The 16,655-nt window shown below is 33.6% G+C and carries 17 protein-coding genes and 1 tRNA gene; 8 read left to right on the top strand and 10 right to left on the bottom strand.

The genetic code is table 11. The annotated features are described in order from the left end of the window. Positions 1-29 precede the first annotated feature (29 nt). The 4 genes from Q0941_RS10055 to Q0941_RS10040 form a co-directional block, all read right to left on the bottom strand. Complete coding sequence (locus Q0941_RS10055) at positions 30-3,302, bottom strand: lamin tail domain-containing protein (RefSeq protein WP_299293785.1); 3,273 nt, start codon at positions 3,300-3,302, stop codon at positions 30-32. A 137-nt stretch (positions 3,303-3,439) separates the two neighbouring features. Further along, complete coding sequence (locus Q0941_RS10050; protein WP_299293782.1) at positions 3,440-3,682, bottom strand: hypothetical protein; 243 nt, start codon at positions 3,680-3,682, stop codon at positions 3,440-3,442. A gap of 136 nt (positions 3,683-3,818) precedes the next feature. Next, positions 3,819-3,895 (bottom strand) — tRNA-Pro (locus tag Q0941_RS10045). Positions 3,896-3,972: 77 nt separating this feature from the next. Then, positions 3,973-4,962, bottom strand: a complete 990-nt coding sequence (locus Q0941_RS10040; protein ID WP_299293779.1) for a response regulator — start codon at positions 4,960-4,962, stop codon at positions 3,973-3,975. A 128-nt stretch (positions 4,963-5,090) separates the two neighbouring features. Here Q0941_RS10040 and map point away from each other — a divergent pair, with 128 nt between their 5' ends. Then, entirely contained in the window at positions 5,091-5,987 is an 897-nt protein-coding gene (map, locus tag Q0941_RS10035; protein ID WP_299293776.1) for a type II methionyl aminopeptidase, read from the top strand. A gap of 130 nt (positions 5,988-6,117) precedes the next feature. On the opposite strand, the gene Q0941_RS10030 is transcribed toward map, so the two are convergent. Together Q0941_RS10030 and Q0941_RS10025 are read right to left on the bottom strand one after the other, a co-directional pair. Further along, positions 6,118-6,300: a hypothetical protein gene (locus Q0941_RS10030; protein ID WP_299293773.1), complete on the bottom strand. Its 183-nt coding sequence runs from the start codon at positions 6,298-6,300 to the stop codon at positions 6,118-6,120. Further along, positions 6,297-7,418, bottom strand: a complete 1,122-nt coding sequence (locus Q0941_RS10025) for a DUF1512 domain-containing protein (RefSeq protein ID WP_299293770.1) — start codon at positions 7,416-7,418, stop codon at positions 6,297-6,299. The genes Q0941_RS10030 and Q0941_RS10025 overlap by 4 nt, the downstream gene beginning before the upstream one ends. 143 nt (positions 7,419-7,561) lie before the next feature. Here Q0941_RS10025 and Q0941_RS10020 point away from each other — a divergent pair, with 143 nt between their 5' ends. Beyond that, a complete protein-coding gene (locus Q0941_RS10020; protein WP_299293767.1) occupies positions 7,562-8,122 on the top strand; it encodes a TATA-box-binding protein in 561 nt (186 codons plus the stop codon). Positions 8,123-8,207: 85 nt separating this feature from the next. On the opposite strand, the gene Q0941_RS10015 is transcribed toward Q0941_RS10020, so the two are convergent. Together Q0941_RS10015 and Q0941_RS10010 are read right to left on the bottom strand one after the other, a co-directional pair. Then, positions 8,208-8,537: a tRNA-binding protein gene (locus Q0941_RS10015; RefSeq protein ID WP_299293764.1), complete on the bottom strand. Its 330-nt coding sequence runs from the start codon at positions 8,535-8,537 to the stop codon at positions 8,208-8,210. A gap of 38 nt (positions 8,538-8,575) precedes the next feature. Continuing rightward, a complete protein-coding gene (locus Q0941_RS10010) occupies positions 8,576-8,773 on the bottom strand; it encodes a hypothetical protein (RefSeq protein ID WP_299293761.1) in 198 nt (65 codons plus the stop codon). 173 nt (positions 8,774-8,946) lie between these two features. Between Q0941_RS10010 and Q0941_RS10005 the strand changes: the two genes are divergently transcribed. The 3 genes from Q0941_RS10005 to Q0941_RS09995 are packed head-to-tail and all read left to right on the top strand — an operon-like array spanning position 8,947 to position 11,751. Beyond that, on the top strand, positions 8,947-9,363 hold the full coding sequence (locus Q0941_RS10005) for an SRPBCC family protein (RefSeq protein ID WP_299293758.1): 417 nt from the start codon (positions 8,947-8,949) through the stop codon (positions 9,361-9,363). Positions 9,364-9,412: 49 nt separating this feature from the next. Next, positions 9,413-10,576, top strand: coding sequence for a glycosyltransferase (locus Q0941_RS10000; RefSeq protein WP_299293872.1), 1,164 nt, complete (start codon positions 9,413-9,415; stop codon positions 10,574-10,576). A 38-nt stretch (positions 10,577-10,614) separates the two neighbouring features. Next, on the top strand, positions 10,615-11,751 hold the full coding sequence (locus Q0941_RS09995) for a trypsin-like peptidase domain-containing protein (protein ID WP_299293756.1): 1,137 nt from the start codon (positions 10,615-10,617) through the stop codon (positions 11,749-11,751). Between the two features lie 19 nt (positions 11,752-11,770). Here the strand turns inward: Q0941_RS09995 and Q0941_RS09990 are convergent, their stop codons facing one another. Next, on the bottom strand, positions 11,771-12,358 hold the full coding sequence (locus tag Q0941_RS09990; protein ID WP_299293753.1) for a hypothetical protein: 588 nt from the start codon (positions 12,356-12,358) through the stop codon (positions 11,771-11,773). Positions 12,359-12,373: 15 nt separating this feature from the next. Next, on the bottom strand, positions 12,374-12,733 hold the full coding sequence (locus tag Q0941_RS09985) for a hypothetical protein (protein ID WP_299293751.1): 360 nt from the start codon (positions 12,731-12,733) through the stop codon (positions 12,374-12,376). 137 nt (positions 12,734-12,870) lie between these two features. On the opposite strand from Q0941_RS09985, the gene cofG reads away from it, so the two are divergent. From cofG to Q0941_RS09970, 3 genes are read left to right on the top strand one after another with little or no spacing between them, the layout of a single operon-like run. After that, entirely contained in the window at positions 12,871-14,040 is a 1,170-nt protein-coding gene (gene cofG / locus Q0941_RS09980) for a 7,8-didemethyl-8-hydroxy-5-deazariboflavin synthase subunit CofG (protein WP_299293749.1), read from the top strand. Continuing rightward, on the top strand, positions 14,031-15,290 hold the full coding sequence (gene cofH, locus Q0941_RS09975; RefSeq protein ID WP_367277493.1) for a 5-amino-6-(D-ribitylamino)uracil--L-tyrosine 4-hydroxyphenyl transferase CofH: 1,260 nt from the start codon (positions 14,031-14,033) through the stop codon (positions 15,288-15,290). The genes cofG and cofH overlap by 10 nt, the downstream gene beginning before the upstream one ends. Beyond that, complete coding sequence (locus Q0941_RS09970) at positions 15,291-16,649, top strand: TldD/PmbA family protein (RefSeq protein ID WP_299293743.1); 1,359 nt, start codon at positions 15,291-15,293, stop codon at positions 16,647-16,649. The last annotated feature ends 6 nt before the right edge of the window (positions 16,650-16,655 follow it).

The raw sequence follows: 16,655 nt of genomic DNA, 5'->3' as shown, positions 1-16,655 counted from the left end.
ATTTCTACCAAAATGATAGTATTTTGTGGTTACTCTAGAGATTTGTAAGTAACCTTGTAGTAAAATCTAGAAACTTGATCTTCTTTGATTACTTCAACATTCCAATTTGCATCAGGTAAAAAGGCAATAGAAGATTCAGGTAAAATACTGAATTTTTCCAGGCGAACATCAGGACCACTATACCTTACATTTAGACTCATTCCATCAACTTCTACTACATCATAGATTTGTCCAGGTTTTCTAGTTGATTCACGAACAAGACACTCTGCATCAGGACCAATAATACAAACTCCTGTAACAGTAGAAACTTTGAGATTTACATCATCAGAATCATTTCTATCAGGAGTAATTAAGGAGCCAGAAACAACTCTAGGTGCAATAGTGCCGGAATCTACGATTTTTTCTTCAGTAAATATTGGAACAGTACTTTCAGAGATTCTATTTTGTTTTTCAATTACAGTATCTAGTTTTGGAGTTGCAGGCTTCTCTATAACATCAAACTGAATTGATTGAGTATCAAAGTCTGCGTCAACTGTAATTTCATAAGAACCAATTGAGGAAGGAGAATCATCAATCATTAATTCGTGTGTAAATGAACCTGATGGGCTAGGTAGAATAGATGTAATTGGTCCAACATGTTCTCCACAATAAAATGAACCACATGTAATAGAGTTCTCTGATTGTTGAATGAAACTAACATCAAATTTTTCCAGATAAACCAACTTTGAAGGCTTTCCTGTAACAATTACAGTATCTCCAGGATAATATTCAGATTTGTCAACAGATAGTAATAATTCCAATTCAGCATCAGAACCAAAGAGAAAATCATTTGCTACTGTAAATTTAGATTGAGCAGAAGTTGATTGATAATTGGCTTTAACAGTGTATTCACCTTCAGGGAAAACAGTTGCAGGTAATTCAAACAGGCTAGTAAAGTCTCCTCCCTGAGTTGGATAGACTTGGGCTTCATGAATTTGCTTGAATGGGAATGTTCCATCTAAGACTTTGATTGTAACTCTATGGGGAACAACAATTCCCTCATCTCCTTGTTGGACAACCATCACATTTCCAGTGACACGAAGTTTTTCACCAACTTTGTAGAGAGATTTTTCAGTTCCTACAACAATTGGTTCTTGGGATAAAGAGTCATTGGAAGGATCATCTGAAACCTTAAAGAAAATATTTTCACTCATAGAATCAGTTGAAACTATAATTCGATAAATTCCTAGATTAGAGGTATTTCCTTCTCTGCCTTCATCAGATTTAATATTTTGATATTTTTCTGATATCGGAGTAGTCCATGACCAGGTAAATCGTTGATTATCAACAGATGCGCCAGAATTTGTTCTAGTACCGTCAGGACGAATTAGAGAAACGTCAACTGAATGAGCACCTGTAGGAGGAATTATTCCAGTCATAGTAACTGTTTCACCCAATCCATAAACTTCTTTGTCAGTGGAAATTAAAGCCCCATCTTCAAGACTTAGAGAATTTGCAACAGTAAAGGAACTAGTTGCAATATGATCTTGGTACTGAGATTTTACAACATAATTTCCTTCAGTAAAAATATTTTGTGTTACACCAATTGAAACAGAATAACTTCCTGAAGTTTCAGGAATGGCAGTAAAATCATAACCAACAACGATTCCACCAGAATGTAATGATTGCTCACCTTCAGGTAAACCAATTATCTCTAAAGGAGTTCCATCCTCATGTTTGATTGTAATTTTTACAGAACTTCCTGTAGAATAACTAGAGTTACTAAATGGATCCTTTACAAATCCACTTACAATTATTTCATCTCCAATATCATAAAGTTGGTTGTCGGTTTGAACTGTGAGTGGATCATCAGATGCTACAAAAGTACTAGGATCTTCAACAGCTGAAACAATTGTTGTAGCTGAACCAATGTCTTTGGATACAGTAATTTTGTAGTCACCATAACGAATTGAATTATCAGGAATTACAAATGAATAACTAAATGTTCCATCACCTTGAATTTGAAGTCCATCTAAAATTTTAAAGCTAGAATCACTTGTTGTTGAAATAGAAGTTTGTTTAGTTTGAACAATTTCTAAATCTAATGTACTAATCCAAACATCATTTAGTCTGCCTGTAATTTGAACAGTATCACCTAATGCATATGCAGGACTATCAGTCCATAATGAAATTGGAACGTCTTCTTTCACATCTTCAATTACTTCAAATGTATTTGTGAGAGATTGGCCATAGTATTCTGCATTTATGCTGTATTCTCCCAAATTAGGATTAACAGTTGTAACAAAGAAACTAGTTTTGAATTCACCATTTACGGGGAATAATGTTCCCTGTGAAACTAACTCTCCAGCACCATCAGTTACAGTAAAAGACATTCCCTCAAATGGAATAATATCAGTTGCAAAACCTGTGATAGTGACAAATTCGCCAGGAATATACTGAGATTTATCTGAAACAATTCCTAATTCAGAATCTTCTATCTCTTCAGTTTCAATAATTTCAAATCCAACATTAAACGAAGTAGTTGCAGTAGAGTCAGCATAAATTGCTGTCACATCATATTTTCCTTCATTGATTCCAAGAACTTGGTGAAGAGTTAATGTTGTTTCATAATTTAGATTTAGATCAGGATATAATGTTAAGACGTCATTATAATTTGGACCAGAGATAGTCAATGTAATTGATTCTGGTTTAAAAAATGGTTTTTCAATAAATACTTCTTCAGATACAGTACCATGAATAACTGCAGTTTCACCAAACAAGTAGGAAGATTTTTCAGAATCCAAAGTTATTGTTACGCCTTCTGATTCTTGTGTTTCAATTAATTTTCCATTTGAAGAACCTGCAGTGGATGTAACAAACTTCCAATCATCTGCACTGTCGAAATCAAATCCATCATAGATTCTTTGCCAAGATGAAAAATCATTTTGAATATCTGCAATTAAAGGAGTCTTGTCAATTACAATTCCATTTTCATCACGTAACTCAACTGATTCATTTGAATCAGTAAACCAAACACTTTGATAAGAATAAGTTAGAAATTGTCCTGGTTCAATAAAGGTACCATCAGGAATAGTCATTGTTTTCTTTAGTACAGTTGTTGAAGCAATTTGCCATCCTCCTAAATCAATTGGATTGTCAGTTGGATTGTACAATTCTACCCATTCTGAAACAGATGCAGCATCATTTCCGGGTGGATTGACATCTACTTCATTGATAACTACATTATCAGCAGATTGAGCAAAGGCTGGAATAGTAAATCCTGCAACTAACAGTAATGATAGCAAAGCATACATGTTTTTCATTGCGATTTCCTGATTTTTTTGCCTAAAAGACTCATTTTAGAATGGGATTGAGGAAAAGTTGAGCTTATTGTTAAAGTCCTATATCTCAAGTTCATGCTAAATTTTGAACTTTTTACGTTTTAAGCCGTGCGTAGAAATTATTCCTTGGCATCACAATTTGGGCACTTTTTGTTCTTAACAGGACTTCCACATTCCATGCAAAGTCCTTCCCCAACATCTTTTTCAATAGACTGTTTACGCTTACCAACATAGAATTTAATTCCAAAATACATCAAGGAGACAACAATTACTGCATAAAATGGAGACATGAATGGAATTAATCCAATCATAAACAAGAGCAATCCTGCAATCAGGATTGCATCACGTTTTTCAAATTTCATTAAATCAAGACCATCCAGAATTGATAAAAACGTGCCGGGCTCAGAGCCAATTAGTTACTTCATATCAAAGTCATTACTCTAACTCTTCTTCATTGCTCGGCATTACAAAATAGAAGATTATTCGATAATAAGATAATGGTGGGATCGGCGAGATTTGAACGCGCGACCTCTGCGTCCCAAACGCAGAATCATACCAAGCTAGACCACGATCCCAGTAAATCCAAAGAATAGCCCAATTTAAGCTTCACAGATTTTCAAGAAATATAACAAAAACCAGTGAATTTCAAGTGTCATGAAGAATCCGAAATAACTTTTAAGATTTCTTCATTAGAAACATCTTCTACAGGTTTTTCTTCAATAGATTGTTTCATCCACATAAAAGTTGGACTTTGAACCCAGTTTGCTTCAGTAAATGAAAATTTATTTCCACATCTAATACAATTCAGATCCATTGTAGGTTCTGGGAATTTTTCTTGACAATCATTACATACAAAAAGATTCGGCATAACTCGGTAATCTACACCAAGCGCTTTAATCTCTTTATGACATTGAGGACATTTGTCATCAACAAATGCACTTTCTAATTCTATTGCACCACAATCATAGTGTTCAATTAATTTTGTTTGCTCAAAATTTGAGCAGTTACATTTAGGACAAGAAAAAACTTGTGAGATATTTACAGAATTACATTTATTACACAAAATTTCTTTTATTGAATTCATTTCCAATACATCACCTTGTGATACTAGTCCTCGTAAATACGACAGAACCTGATCTGCAGAAAACCCACATGTTTGTGAAATTCTTGTAACACTTGCCCTATGTGCAACAACTAGATGGTCCTTAATTTTATCAAAGTCTGTTTCCATTCCAACACTTTCATCTAATTCAAATTCAGTTTTTATCGTGTTTACAATTTCTTTGAGATTATCAAAACGTAAAGGTTTTGAGATAAAATGGGAAACGCCTAATGCAAATAGATTTCGAACAGAATCGTCAGATTTTTCATGGGCAGTTTCTAAAATAATTTTCACTTCAGGAGTTTTTGAAAATAATTCAGGAGTAATTTCAGATGCTGACATATCAGGTAAATCAAAATCAAGAAAGACTAGTGGAGTTTTTTCGGAGTCAATTAATTCAATGAATGTTCTAATTCCAGATTTTCCAGTTTGAGCATTAAAAACATCTGTAAAACCAATTTTTTTCAAATATTGGGTAAGCATCAACCCTACAACAGGACTATCTTCAATAATCAAAGCTGGAGTATTATAGAAGCTCATAATTCATAACTGATGATTTACATTAATTCATAGCATTTGTCCATATTGAACAGACATCGAATGTCTGAAAAAATTTCTATGAAAAAAGATTAGATAATCATTTTAAAGGTAAAAAATCACTCAAAAATGTGCAGATAGAAAATTATCAAAAGGCTGGAAAAATCGCAGGAGAAGTTCGCGAAATGGTCAGATCAAAAGATTGGATTGGAAAAACAGTTTATGAAATTTGTGAAGAAATAGAATCAGAAATTCAAAAGCGAGGAGCTAAATGTGCATTTCCAGTCAATACAAGTATCAACGAAGTTGCTGCACATTATACTGCAGAACCTGATGATCCTTTAACAATCAAAGATAATGATTTGATAAAAATTGATTTGGGTGCACAAATTAATGGATACATTGCAGATACGGCAGTTACTGTTTGTTATGATGCACAATTTGACGGACTAGTTCAAGCAGCAGAAGAAGCTCTAGGGGGTGCAATGTCTATGATAAAATCAGGAGTTAAAGCAAGTGATATTGGAAGAAAAATTGAAACCACAATTAAACAGATGGGATTCAAGCCAATTGCAAATCTGAGTGGACATTCATTAGATCAATATACAATTCATGCTGGCAAATCAATTCCCAACATATGGTCAGTAGGAGGATTTTCCTTATCAGATAATTCTGCTTATGCATGTGAACCATTTGTTACCACCTCTGAAGGGGGAGGATTTGTAAGAAATGGACAAATAAAGAATATTTTTGCCTTAAATTCTAGAAAGAAAACAAAAAATGAAGAAGCAGATGAATTATTAGATTTCATTTGGGAGAATTTCAATATGCTTCCATTTGCATTAAGATGGATTACAAAGAAATACGAATTTAAAAAAGCAAAAGAACTTTTAGATTTCCTAGTAAAAAAGAAAGCAGTTCAAGCATATCCAGTTTTGATTGAAGTAAATGAGCAGAGAGTGGCCCAAGCAGAGCACACATTTATTCCTAATGAAAACGGAGTTACTGTTACAACTGCTGCTCCATAATCACAGAGAGAAAAGTTGAGTGAAGAAGTTAGACCATGTCCAAAATGCAAGGGACTAATGTTTAGTGAACGAGGGGAAGGAATTACTTGGTTTTGTCCTTCTTGCAATGTAAAATTCAAAACAGAGTAATTTATTGTTCTAGTGTTTCGCCATAGATTTTTTCTATCAACATAGTACTATCACAAGACGAACAACTAGATGATTCTGAAAATAAGATATCACCTTCAGAAAATTTACGTTTTTTTATCATTTCACATTTTGGGCATTTTTCAATAGTATATGCAATTGTGATTTTTTCCTTTGAGAAGATCATTGAGGAACTCCCACAGTATTTCCCACACCTATTACCAATACAGATTGACCAGGTTTGGTGTTATCTCTTATCATATCATAAACTTGTTCGGTAACAACCTCGGCTTGATCAGATATTTCTTTTGTCATCAAAGTAATAGCTTCTTTTACAGATTGTTTTACAACAATAGAAAATACAGGAATTTTTGAACTTGTAGCAATTTCTTCAATTTGAAATTTCTCAGTACCAATACCACCAATGGCTGCACCAAAACCTTGAGCAATGGTTGCAGAATCCTCTCCTTCCATTTTCAATGCAGCATCAATCATTATTATTGCATCTAAATTATTTTTTGAAATTAGATTTTCTAATCCATCAGCAGGTCTTCCAACTGTTGAACCAGGGCCTTCAGCTTTTAACAAGAAAAGTTTTCTTTCCTCAAATTCTGTTTGAGCAAGTGAAGTTTGAAATGAAATTGTTTCTTTAGGATGATTTAACATCATTTTTCCTACTACCATGGGTCCAATTCCATCACCTACAGGTTGACTTGTTTTAAAAGCAGGTATGGCTTCTTTCATTGCTTCTGCCTGCTCCATTATAAAAGGAAGAAGCATTTGTAGTGGTAAAATTAATGGATAGTTGTTTTGCTTTTTTGCAGTTAAATACATGTGATTAATGATTTTGTAAATCATTTGTAGTGAGGATGCAATTTCTAATAGTGTTTGGACTTTGTTTAATTCAATTTCATTGATTTCCGGAGATAAAGAACGAACATGTTCACGTGTATAGTCTTCTCTTGACCGTACGGTGTGTCTTACTTTATCTACAATTCCATTAGGATCCATGTCGACAGGCATTATAGTAAAGTATTCTAAAAAGCGGTCAATTTTTTCAGTAGGATTATTTTTTGGATTTAGATTTTTTTTGACATAATCAAGTAATTCAGTTCTCGATTCATCTCGAAATGAATCTAATTTTTTAATTCCCTTTTTGATTTCACCTGAAGTGATGTAAAGTTGAATGCGTTGTCCATAAAAAACAAAAATGATTATCGGAATAATCCAAATTAACATCATGATTGGATTTGTATCATCACTCATTCCAAACAATTGATCAAAGTCAAAATTTGTAAAATTCACTAGACTCAGCGATCGTTGGATGTAAATTAAATGATTCGACGAATTTAGGTCCTAAAAATCCCCAAAAAATGCCAAAAACCTGTTCTAGAGCACAGAAAAATGGCGAGTCCTTTTATTATAGTTAAAATACAAAAAAGCTGAATATGCCACAAACAAAACCTATCGTAAGCGTGGAAAACGTTGTAGCATCAGCTTCTGTAGATCAGAAGATGGACTTGAATGAAATTACAAAAACATTTCCAGATGTAGAATATCATCCAGATCAATTTCCAGGACTTGTATTCAGATTAAAGAGTCCAAAGACTGCAACACTAATTTTCACTTCAGGTAAAATGGTATGTACTGGTTCTAAATCAGAAGAGATGGCAAGAAAAGCTGTAAAGACAGTTGTTCAGAAACTCCGTAAAGGAGGAATTAAAGTTAAGAAAGATGCAGTTGTTGAAATTCAAAATATTGTTGCATCAATTAACTTGGGTGGAAAAATTCACTTAGAACAAGCAGCAAGAACATTGCCAAGAAGTATGTATGAACCTGAACAATTTCCGGGATTAATTCACAGAATGCTTGATCCAAAAACAGTCATTTTGTTATTTTCATCTGGAAAACTTGTCTGTACTGGAGCTAAAAAAGAACCAGATGTTTACAGATCAGTTAATAACTTGCATGCATTACTTGAAGAAAAAGAACTTATGATTTATGATTAGTCATAGTTCAAATTTATTTTCATTCATTTTCAAAATTTAATTTAAATAATATTTTCATACAAAATTTTCAGTTGTTTATATACGACTATTTAATAGGACTGCCCAAAGGAACGTCTTCAGTAACTGTTAACCAAAATGGTTTGTCATCAACATCTGCGGCCAACAACATTGCATTTGATTCAACACCTGCCATTTTTTTTGGTTCCAAATTTGCAATAACAATTACAGTTTTTCCAACAATATCATCTGGCTGATAATATTGCGCACCACCAATAATGACATCACGTTGATCATCTCCGCCTAGATCAATTCTTCCTTTAATGATTCTAGATTTACCTTCAATTGGTTCTGTTGCTATAATTTTTGCTACACGAAGATCTAATTTTGCAAAATCATCATAAGAAACTGTAGTCATATCAAACCCTAGAGTTACTATTTAAAATGAATTTCGAATTATAAAAGATCTTTTTTGTCAATGCCACTAGTTTCAATTTCATATTTTAGAGGAGCAGGAAGCTCAATGTATTTTTTGTTTACAAGAGCAGTTATTTGATCATCAGGTACGTTGACTTTACGTAACAGCTTTCCACGTTGATGTGCATAAGCATTTTTCCAAAAGCCTGCACCATCAAAGGTTCCTATTTTTGGCATGTATTTTGAGGGTTTCATTTTCTTTCAAAGTTTAATTGACTGTGACGGAAGAATGGCAAATGCCATTAGAACTGGAGTTACTGTTCTGGATTTTAGGCATGTTGCCCATCACAGTCTATTAGAAACAGTATTGGAATCTAATATATTTAATGCGGACACTATAGCAGTATAGCATGGCTACAATCGAGGTTGAAGTTGAAATTAACGCACCAGTAGACAAAGTTTGGGATGTAGTATCAGACATTGATAATGAACCAAAGTTTTGGAAAGGAACTAAAGAAGTTCATAACATTTCAAAAGAAGGAAACAAGATCAACAGGGAAATCATAATTGCATTTAGAGACCAAAAGTGTCTTCAAGAAGTAACAATCACTCCCAAAGAAAAAATTGAAGCCAGATTTACAAAAGGAATTATCGATGGAGAGAAAATTGTTTCAGTAATTCCAAATAATGAAACTACAGTTTTGAAAACATACTGGGATATTAAGATGACAGGAATGATGGGTATGTTTACTGGCATGGTAAAAAAGCACATCAAAAGTGGTACCGAGCAAGCAATGGAACTCATAAAATCTGAAATCGAGAAATAAATTGGCTGAAATCATTGCAGATGTAATAAATTATTCATTAGCAGCAATTATGATAGGAATTTCAGGTGCCTGGATTTTTCTTATAAAATCTATGATTGACACATTCAGATTAACACCATTTTTAGATAAATTTGAGAACAAATCAACAAAACATCCCAAAGTTTCAATCATCCTACCTGCAAGAAACGAAGAAGAGTTCTTGGGGAAGTGTCTTGATTCTTTAGAAGATCAAGATTATGATAATTATGAAATCGTTGTAATTGATGATTCATCGGAAGATAGAACCAAAGAGATCATTTTAGAGCATACAGAAAAATCATCCAAGATTGTTCCGGTGTCTGCAAAAACAAAACCAGTAGGATGGATGGGGAAAAATTGGGCATGTATGGAAGGGTATCGACAAGCTTCAGGTGAACTGTTATTGTTTACAGATGCAGATACAACTCATGCAAAAAATGTAATTACATTAGCAGTTGAGCATCTAAACTCATTTGAATTAGATGCATTATCAGTAATTCCAAAAATGCTAACATTTGATTTTTGGACCAAAGTCACATTACCTATGATTTCAACATTTTTACACACTCGATTTTCTCCACTAAATGTAAACAATCCAAAAAAGAAAACAGGTTATTTCTTTGGAAGTTTCTTCATTCTAAAAAAGAAAACATACGAAGATGTTGGAATGCATGAAGGTGTCAAGCACGAAATAATTGAAGACGGAGCTTTAGGAAAAAAAGTCAAAGAATCAGGGCATAAAATGAAGATGGTTAGAGGGGAACATCTTGTTGAAGCAATTTGGGCAAGAGACAAAACCACTCTATGGAATGCTCTGAAAAGATTGATGGTTCCATTGTATTTGCAAAGTGGAAATATTGCTATTGGTATTTTTGTTGCAGTGGTATTTTTGCTGTTTGTACCATTTCCAACGGTTCTAGTAACATCTGTATTTCCTGTAGATACCATGTCATGGAAAATTCTGTGTATGACAGCAGTGGCTGCATCAATTCTAATTCACATTGGTGCAATAATTGATGCCAAAATGGGTTTAGGATTAAGATTTGTACATGCATTGTTTGCACCATTAGGTGGTTTAGTAGTAGTTCTGGGATTTCTAAGTGGTTTACTTCAAGCTAAAAGTAATTCTTCTGTAACTTGGAGAGGAAGAAGTTATTCTATGAAAGACCATTCACAAAGTTCCATCAGGGTATAGCAAGCCTTTTACATAGAAAATGAAAAAGAGAGATCCTCTTGGATAAATCAGGAATTGTAGTTGGCGGTGCAATTGGTGCAGCTATAGTAGCAGTGATTTTTGCAGTATTGTTTGTGGCACCACCAGAAACAGTCAAACCAGATATTGTTGTAAGTAATGGACATTCAGCAAGTACCGTTGGAGAAACAACACCACTTTACCAATCAAAACTTTCACTGATAGATATTTTTGAAAAATCAGAACCAGGAGTAGTCAGAGTAAATGTTCAAAGAGCTGAGTCAACAGAAGGAACAGGAGGAGTTGGTTCAGGATTTGTATTTGATAAGAAAGGGCACATCATTACAAATGAGCATGTTGTTAGTAATGCTAAGAAAATCGTAATTACATTTTTGGATGGGAGATCATATAATGCAGACATTGTTGGTGTTGACAAATTTACAGATATTGCAGTAATCAAAGTTAATGCAGATTTGGCATTGCTCAAACCGCTATCATTAGGAGATTCATCAAATCTCAAAGTAGGTGAACAAATAGCTGCAATAGGAAATCCATTTGGTTTATCAGGCTCAATGACATCAGGAATTGTTAGTCAATTAGGAAGACTGCTCCCTTCAGGTGAAGGATATTCCATTCCAGACATTATTCAAACAGATGCTGCAATTAATCCAGGGAATTCAGGAGGACCATTATTGAATATGCGTGGAGAAATTATTGGAATCAACACTGCAATTCAATCGGCTACTGGGGAATTTACTGGAGTAGGATTTGCAGTTCCATCACAGACAGTTGCAAAAATTGTTCCAACTTTAATTGAAGAAGGTGAATACATGCATCCATGGATTGGAATATCAGGTAGAGACATTGATCCAGACATGGCAAAAGCATTAGGATTGAAAGATGCTGTAGGATTTTTGGTTGTTACAGTTGTCGAAGACAGTCCAGCATCAAAAGCAGGATTAATTGGTTCTGAAAAAACAATTGATGTTGAAGGAACAACATATCCAATAGGAGGAGATGTAATTCTAGCAGTTGATGGGCTTGAAGTGAGAAAGATTGACGATATTTTGATTCATTTACAAAGAGCAAAATCAGTTGGGGATGAAATGGTTTTAGAGATTTTAAGAGATGGTAGAACAACTAATGTTACAATTGTACTACAAGAAAGACCTAATTGAAACTAAGAAAAAAAATAGATTAAATTTTCTCTTCTTTTAATTTGTCATTGAAAAAATCAATATCAGTCATCATTGTTTCATTGATTTTATCAACTACAAGTTGAAGAACTTGTTGTTTTGATGTAAAGAAACCTCTAAACCAATCACCTTTTTCAACACCACCCAAATCTTCAGCTACCAATCCAAACATTCCATTATGATTTTTTGAAAGAACGATCCACATATCCTGAAGATTTGTTCCAGCACATGTCAAAATTTCAGTTTTATCAGGAGGAGTTCTTGGTGCAAAAAATGGATTGTCAAAACCTCCAATGATCCAAGTTTTTGGAATGTCTCGAATTAGTTTGAGATATCTTTCCTCAACATACTTGTAGAGATGTTCTGTTTCAAAAGTTGCAACTAGGGGCTCATATGCTCTTGCTGCATGGTTTTCAATAAGCATGCTTAGTCTGTATAGATCAGGTCTTTTGACCTTGTCAAAACTTAGATGCTCAATTTTTAGATAGTCATCAAGTGTATTGAAAACACTCCCATCAGAAATATCAACTAATTCTTCTTTTTGTAATCCTGGGAATTTCTCGTAAATAGGATCTAGAAATTTTGTCATTTCATAAATTCTCCTTTAATTGTGTCTTGGAGTAGCTTTTCCAGTAATCTTTACGATGTCAGGATCAGATGCTATCTTTTCAATGTGTCTAACTCCCATCAAACCAGAGAATATGACTCCATCTTCCCATCTACTAGCAGATACTTCGATTGGATACTTGTCTCTACCTTCTTCTTGTTTTTGATGTAAGTCGATTCCATCTTTATAATTGACATAAAGATTGACATGGGGAATGTCTGGACCCATGTATCTTTTTAGATTTAGTTCAAACAGCAATACACGAATTAGAAGCTCAGGATCAATGGTAGGATGTGAATTCATTACATTGTTGAGAAAAATCCGAAAATGTTCTTCAACAGTTAAAGTTGTACTCATGATAACCGATATGCAAAAACCATATTTAAGGAAGGGAATTCTCACAGCGTCTTAGCACTAGCATTATCAAAAATCTAAAAATATTTTTGAAAAACATTTTGCACAAGCATAAATACTTCTAGACAAGAATCTTTCTGTTGAACAAGCTTGTATTAAACTCAGAGAGCTTAAACAATGTTTTAGAGAACAAAGTAATATCTCGTCAGGAAATTTTAGAAATCTATAATGATTCTACAAAAAATTCTAGAGAATTATTTTCAGCTGCACAGAATTTAAGAAAAAAATTCAAAAAAAATTCTGTTACTTTTTCTAAAAAAGCATTTTTTAACATTATCAATATGTGTAAAGACACATGTTCTTATTGCACATACAAAGCTGAACCCGGAGAAGAGAAATTATCTCTTATGTCAAAACAACAAATCAAAGATGTTTTGGAGTTAGCAAAAAAATATCGATGTGTAGAAGCATTATTTGTAACAGGGGAAAGACCAGAACAAAGATATCAAGAAGCAAGAGACTGGTTAAAAGAAAATGGATTCAAATCAACTGCAGAATATCTTGTCCATGCATCTGAAATGGCTTTAGAAATGGGATTATTCCCACATACTAATGCAGGAAATTTAGAATTTGAGGAATTAAAAGAATTAAAGAAAACCAACGTATCCATGGGAATTATGCTTGAGAATATCAGTGATAGATTAACTGAGAAAGGAATGCCTCATCATTTGGCTGCAAGCAAACGACCAAAAACAAGACTGGAAGTATTAGAGAATTCAGGAAAATTAGGAATTCCAATGACAACAGGGATTCTAGTTGGTATTGGAGAAAATATCGAGGAGATAATTGATTCACTTTTAGCAATCAAAAATCTACACAATCAATTTGGGAATATTCAAGAAGTAATTATTCAAAACTTTCAACCAAAGCAAGATACTAGAATGAGAGATAGCCCTTCAGCTGATCAAACCTACTTTAAGACAATAGTTGCATTATCAAGAGTCATAATGCCAGAAATGAATATACAAATTCCTCCAAATTTATCACCAGCATCATACCAAGACTTTTTACAATTAGGCATTAATGATTGGGGAGGGATTTCTCCATTAACACCAGACTTTGTAAATCCAGAATTTTCATGGCCGGAAATTAGTAGAGTAGATAATTATTCAAAAGATGCAGGATTTGAATTGGGATGCAGATTCCCAGTGTATCCTGAATTCTTTTCGTCTTTAAGTAAAGAGTTAAGAGATAAGATGAAGTTGATTGAAAATGAGGCAGGACTGGTAAAAGAGGAGTATTGGAGATGAATTTAGAGAAACTTTTCAAAAATGCAGATCCAGTCGTTGTTGAGATTTTGAATAATGCCTTATCAGAAAAAGAGATTTCTGCAAAAGAAGGAGTAGAACTTTACAATACAATAGGTATTGATTTTCATCTCGTAGGACTAGTTGCTGATGAGCTTCGAAGAAGAAGAGTAGGAGATATTGTATCGTATGTGGTCAACAGAAATATCAATTTTACAAATGTCTGCATAAAACAATGTGGATTTTGTGCATTTAGTAGGGATTTTAGAGAAGAAGAAGGATACTTTCTACCTAACGAGGAAATTGTTAGACGTGCTAAAGAGGCTCATCAATTAGGTGCAACCGAAGTATGCATTCAAGCAGGATTACCTCCAGATATGGAGGGAGGATTATACGAGAGCATATGCAAAGACATCAAAAAAGAAATTCCAGATATTCACATTCACGGATTTTCTCCGGAAGAGATTCTATATGGTGCAACAAGATCAGGAGTATCTATTGAAGAATTTTTGAGTAGAATGAAAGATGCTGGAGTAAATACACTGCCAGGCACATCTGCAGAAATTTTAGACCAAAAATTAAGAGACAAAATTTCACCCGGAAGAATTAGTGTTGAAGATTGGGAACGTGTAATCAAGGGAGCACACAAAATTGGAATTAATACAACATCTACAATGATGTTTGGACATTTAGAAACAATAGAAGATAGAGCAAACCATATTGCCAAACTAAGAGATATTCAAAAAGAAACTAGAGGATTTACAGAGTTTGTTCCATTGAACTTTATTCCATCTGAAGCTCCAATGTACAAGCATCAATTACATGAAGGAATCAGAGAAGGGGCAAGTGGTAATGATGTATTGTTAACTCATGCAGTTGCTAGAATTATGCTAAACAATTACATCAACAACATTCAGATGTCATGGGTTAAAGAAGGTCAAAAAATGTCACAGTTACTGCTAATGTGGGGTGCAAATGACTTTGGTGGAACTCTGATTAATGAAAGCATATCAACATCTGCAGGTTCAGAACACGGACAATTACTTAGACCAAAAGAGATTAGGAGAATGGTAAAAGAGATAGGAAGAATACCAGCTGAAAGAGACACACAATACAACATCATAAAAAAATTCAATGGAACTAATGAAGTCGAAGAAGAGTTAGATAAAGTAACAGACACATCACAATTTGGCTCCTACGTTGAGCTGATAAAGATTAACAAATTCAATTACAAGAATCCTAGGAGAAAGTAAATGTCTGCCTTAGAAAAGGCACTAAACCATTCTAAGAATCAAGGAATTGATGAATGTGAAGTTATAGAACTAAAAAAGAACATAACAACTGCCAGAATAACAGATTCAGAGATTGCAGAAATTAAACAGAATTTTGATGTAAATTATGGAATAAGGATAATTCATGACAAAAAAATTGCTTCAATAGAAACAACAAACCAGGATGAAATTCCAAATGCAATTAGCAATTCAATTAAAAATCTGGGCACACTGAAAAAAAGAGAATTTTGGAAAGGATTACCATCAAAATCTAATTTTAGAGAAATTCAAGGAATATTTGATGAGAAATTAGATGAAATTTCAGGCACAAAAGCAGCAGATATTGCTCAAAAATTGATAAATTCAACACTTGATCAGAAAATTACATCAATCACAGGTTCTCTAAATATCGTATCTGAAAATTTTGAATTGTCAAATTCAAATGGATTGTCTTTGGATGAAAAATCAACATACATTTCTGCGATAATTAATGCAGAATCAGAAAAAAGTACAATTCCAGTTTCAGGAATAGGTCATGCAAGTGGGAGAACATTAGATAGTTTTTCACCAGAACAAATAGGAGAAGATGCAAAAATCATGTGTCTTGAATCCATAAATCCTCAAAAAATTGATTCTGGAGAGTATTCAATAATTTTTGAACCATATTCTGTTGGAGAACTATTAGCTTTTGTTATTGCTGCAAACTTTAATTTTAAAACGTTTTTAGAAAAGAAAAGTTGTTTTACAAATAATTTTCAAAAAGAAATTGCAGTAGATGGTTTTAGTTTGACTGATGATCCACACAGTGTAAACGGAATTGGTTCAAAATCATTTGACGATGAAGGTACTGAAACAAAACAACAAAAACTTGTTGAAAAAGGAATATTCAAAAATACATACGCAAATTTGTATGATAGTTACAAAGAAAATTCCGCATCCACAGGAAACGGATTAAGAATGGGTTCACCAATGGGAAGAAGTTCAGAACCAATACCCATATCAGCTCCACATAATTTGAAAGTAGAAAATGGTGATACATCACAAGAAGAGATGATAAAAAATACAAAAAAAGGAATTCTTGTGAGCAGATTATGGTACACTTATGCAGTAAATCCAATCAAAGGGGATTTTTCATGTACTGCAAGAAGTGGGATTAGAATTATCAGAGATGGAAATATTATTGGTCCCGGCAAATCAGTTAGAATCATACACAATCTTCCAACAATGCTAAAGAATATTTCATCAATAGGTAATAATCAACAGAATGTAATTCAATGGGCATCTTTGCCCTCAATTACTCCTTCAATAAAGGCCGAAAATATTTTTGTAAATTCCATCTAAAATAGG

Origin of the sequence: Candidatus Nitrosopumilus sp. (assembly GCF_028278985.1) — an archaeon.
In the GTDB taxonomy this organism is placed as follows: Archaea; Thermoproteota; Nitrososphaeria; order Nitrososphaerales; family Nitrosopumilaceae; genus Nitrosopumilus.
Note: the sequence above shows the minus strand (reverse complement) of the source record. Positions and strands in the feature narration are given on the sequence as shown.

Excerpts from the sequence above, each read along its gene's own strand:
- Q0941_RS09990 (WP_299293753.1), bottom strand. The coding sequence starts at position 12,358 with ATGACAAAATTTCTAGATCCTATTTACGAGAAATTCCCAGGATTACAA.
- Q0941_RS10040 (WP_299293779.1), bottom strand. The coding sequence starts at position 4,962 with ATGAGCTTCTATAATACTCCAGCTTTGATTATTGAAGATAGTCCTGTT.
- Q0941_RS10050 (WP_299293782.1), bottom strand. The coding sequence starts at position 3,682 with ATGAAATTTGAAAAACGTGATGCAATCCTGATTGCAGGATTGCTCTTG.
- Q0941_RS10055 (WP_299293785.1), bottom strand. The coding sequence starts at position 3,302 with ATGAAAAACATGTATGCTTTGCTATCATTACTGTTAGTTGCAGGATTT.
- Q0941_RS10015 (WP_299293764.1), bottom strand. The coding sequence starts at position 8,537 with ATGACTACAGTTTCTTATGATGATTTTGCAAAATTAGATCTTCGTGTA.
- Q0941_RS10030 (WP_299293773.1), bottom strand. The coding sequence starts at position 6,300 with ATGATCTTCTCAAAGGAAAAAATCACAATTGCATATACTATTGAAAAA.
- Q0941_RS09970 (WP_299293743.1), top strand. The coding sequence starts at position 15,291 with ATGTCTGCCTTAGAAAAGGCACTAAACCATTCTAAGAATCAAGGAATT.
- Q0941_RS10005 (WP_299293758.1), top strand. The coding sequence starts at position 8,947 with ATGGCTACAATCGAGGTTGAAGTTGAAATTAACGCACCAGTAGACAAA.
- Q0941_RS09985 (WP_299293751.1), bottom strand. The coding sequence starts at position 12,733 with ATGAGTACAACTTTAACTGTTGAAGAACATTTTCGGATTTTTCTCAAC.
- Q0941_RS10000 (WP_299293872.1), top strand. The coding sequence starts at position 9,413 with ATGATAGGAATTTCAGGTGCCTGGATTTTTCTTATAAAATCTATGATT.
- Q0941_RS10010 (WP_299293761.1), bottom strand. The coding sequence starts at position 8,773 with ATGCCAAAAATAGGAACCTTTGATGGTGCAGGCTTTTGGAAAAATGCT.
- Q0941_RS10020 (WP_299293767.1), top strand. The coding sequence starts at position 7,562 with ATGCCACAAACAAAACCTATCGTAAGCGTGGAAAACGTTGTAGCATCA.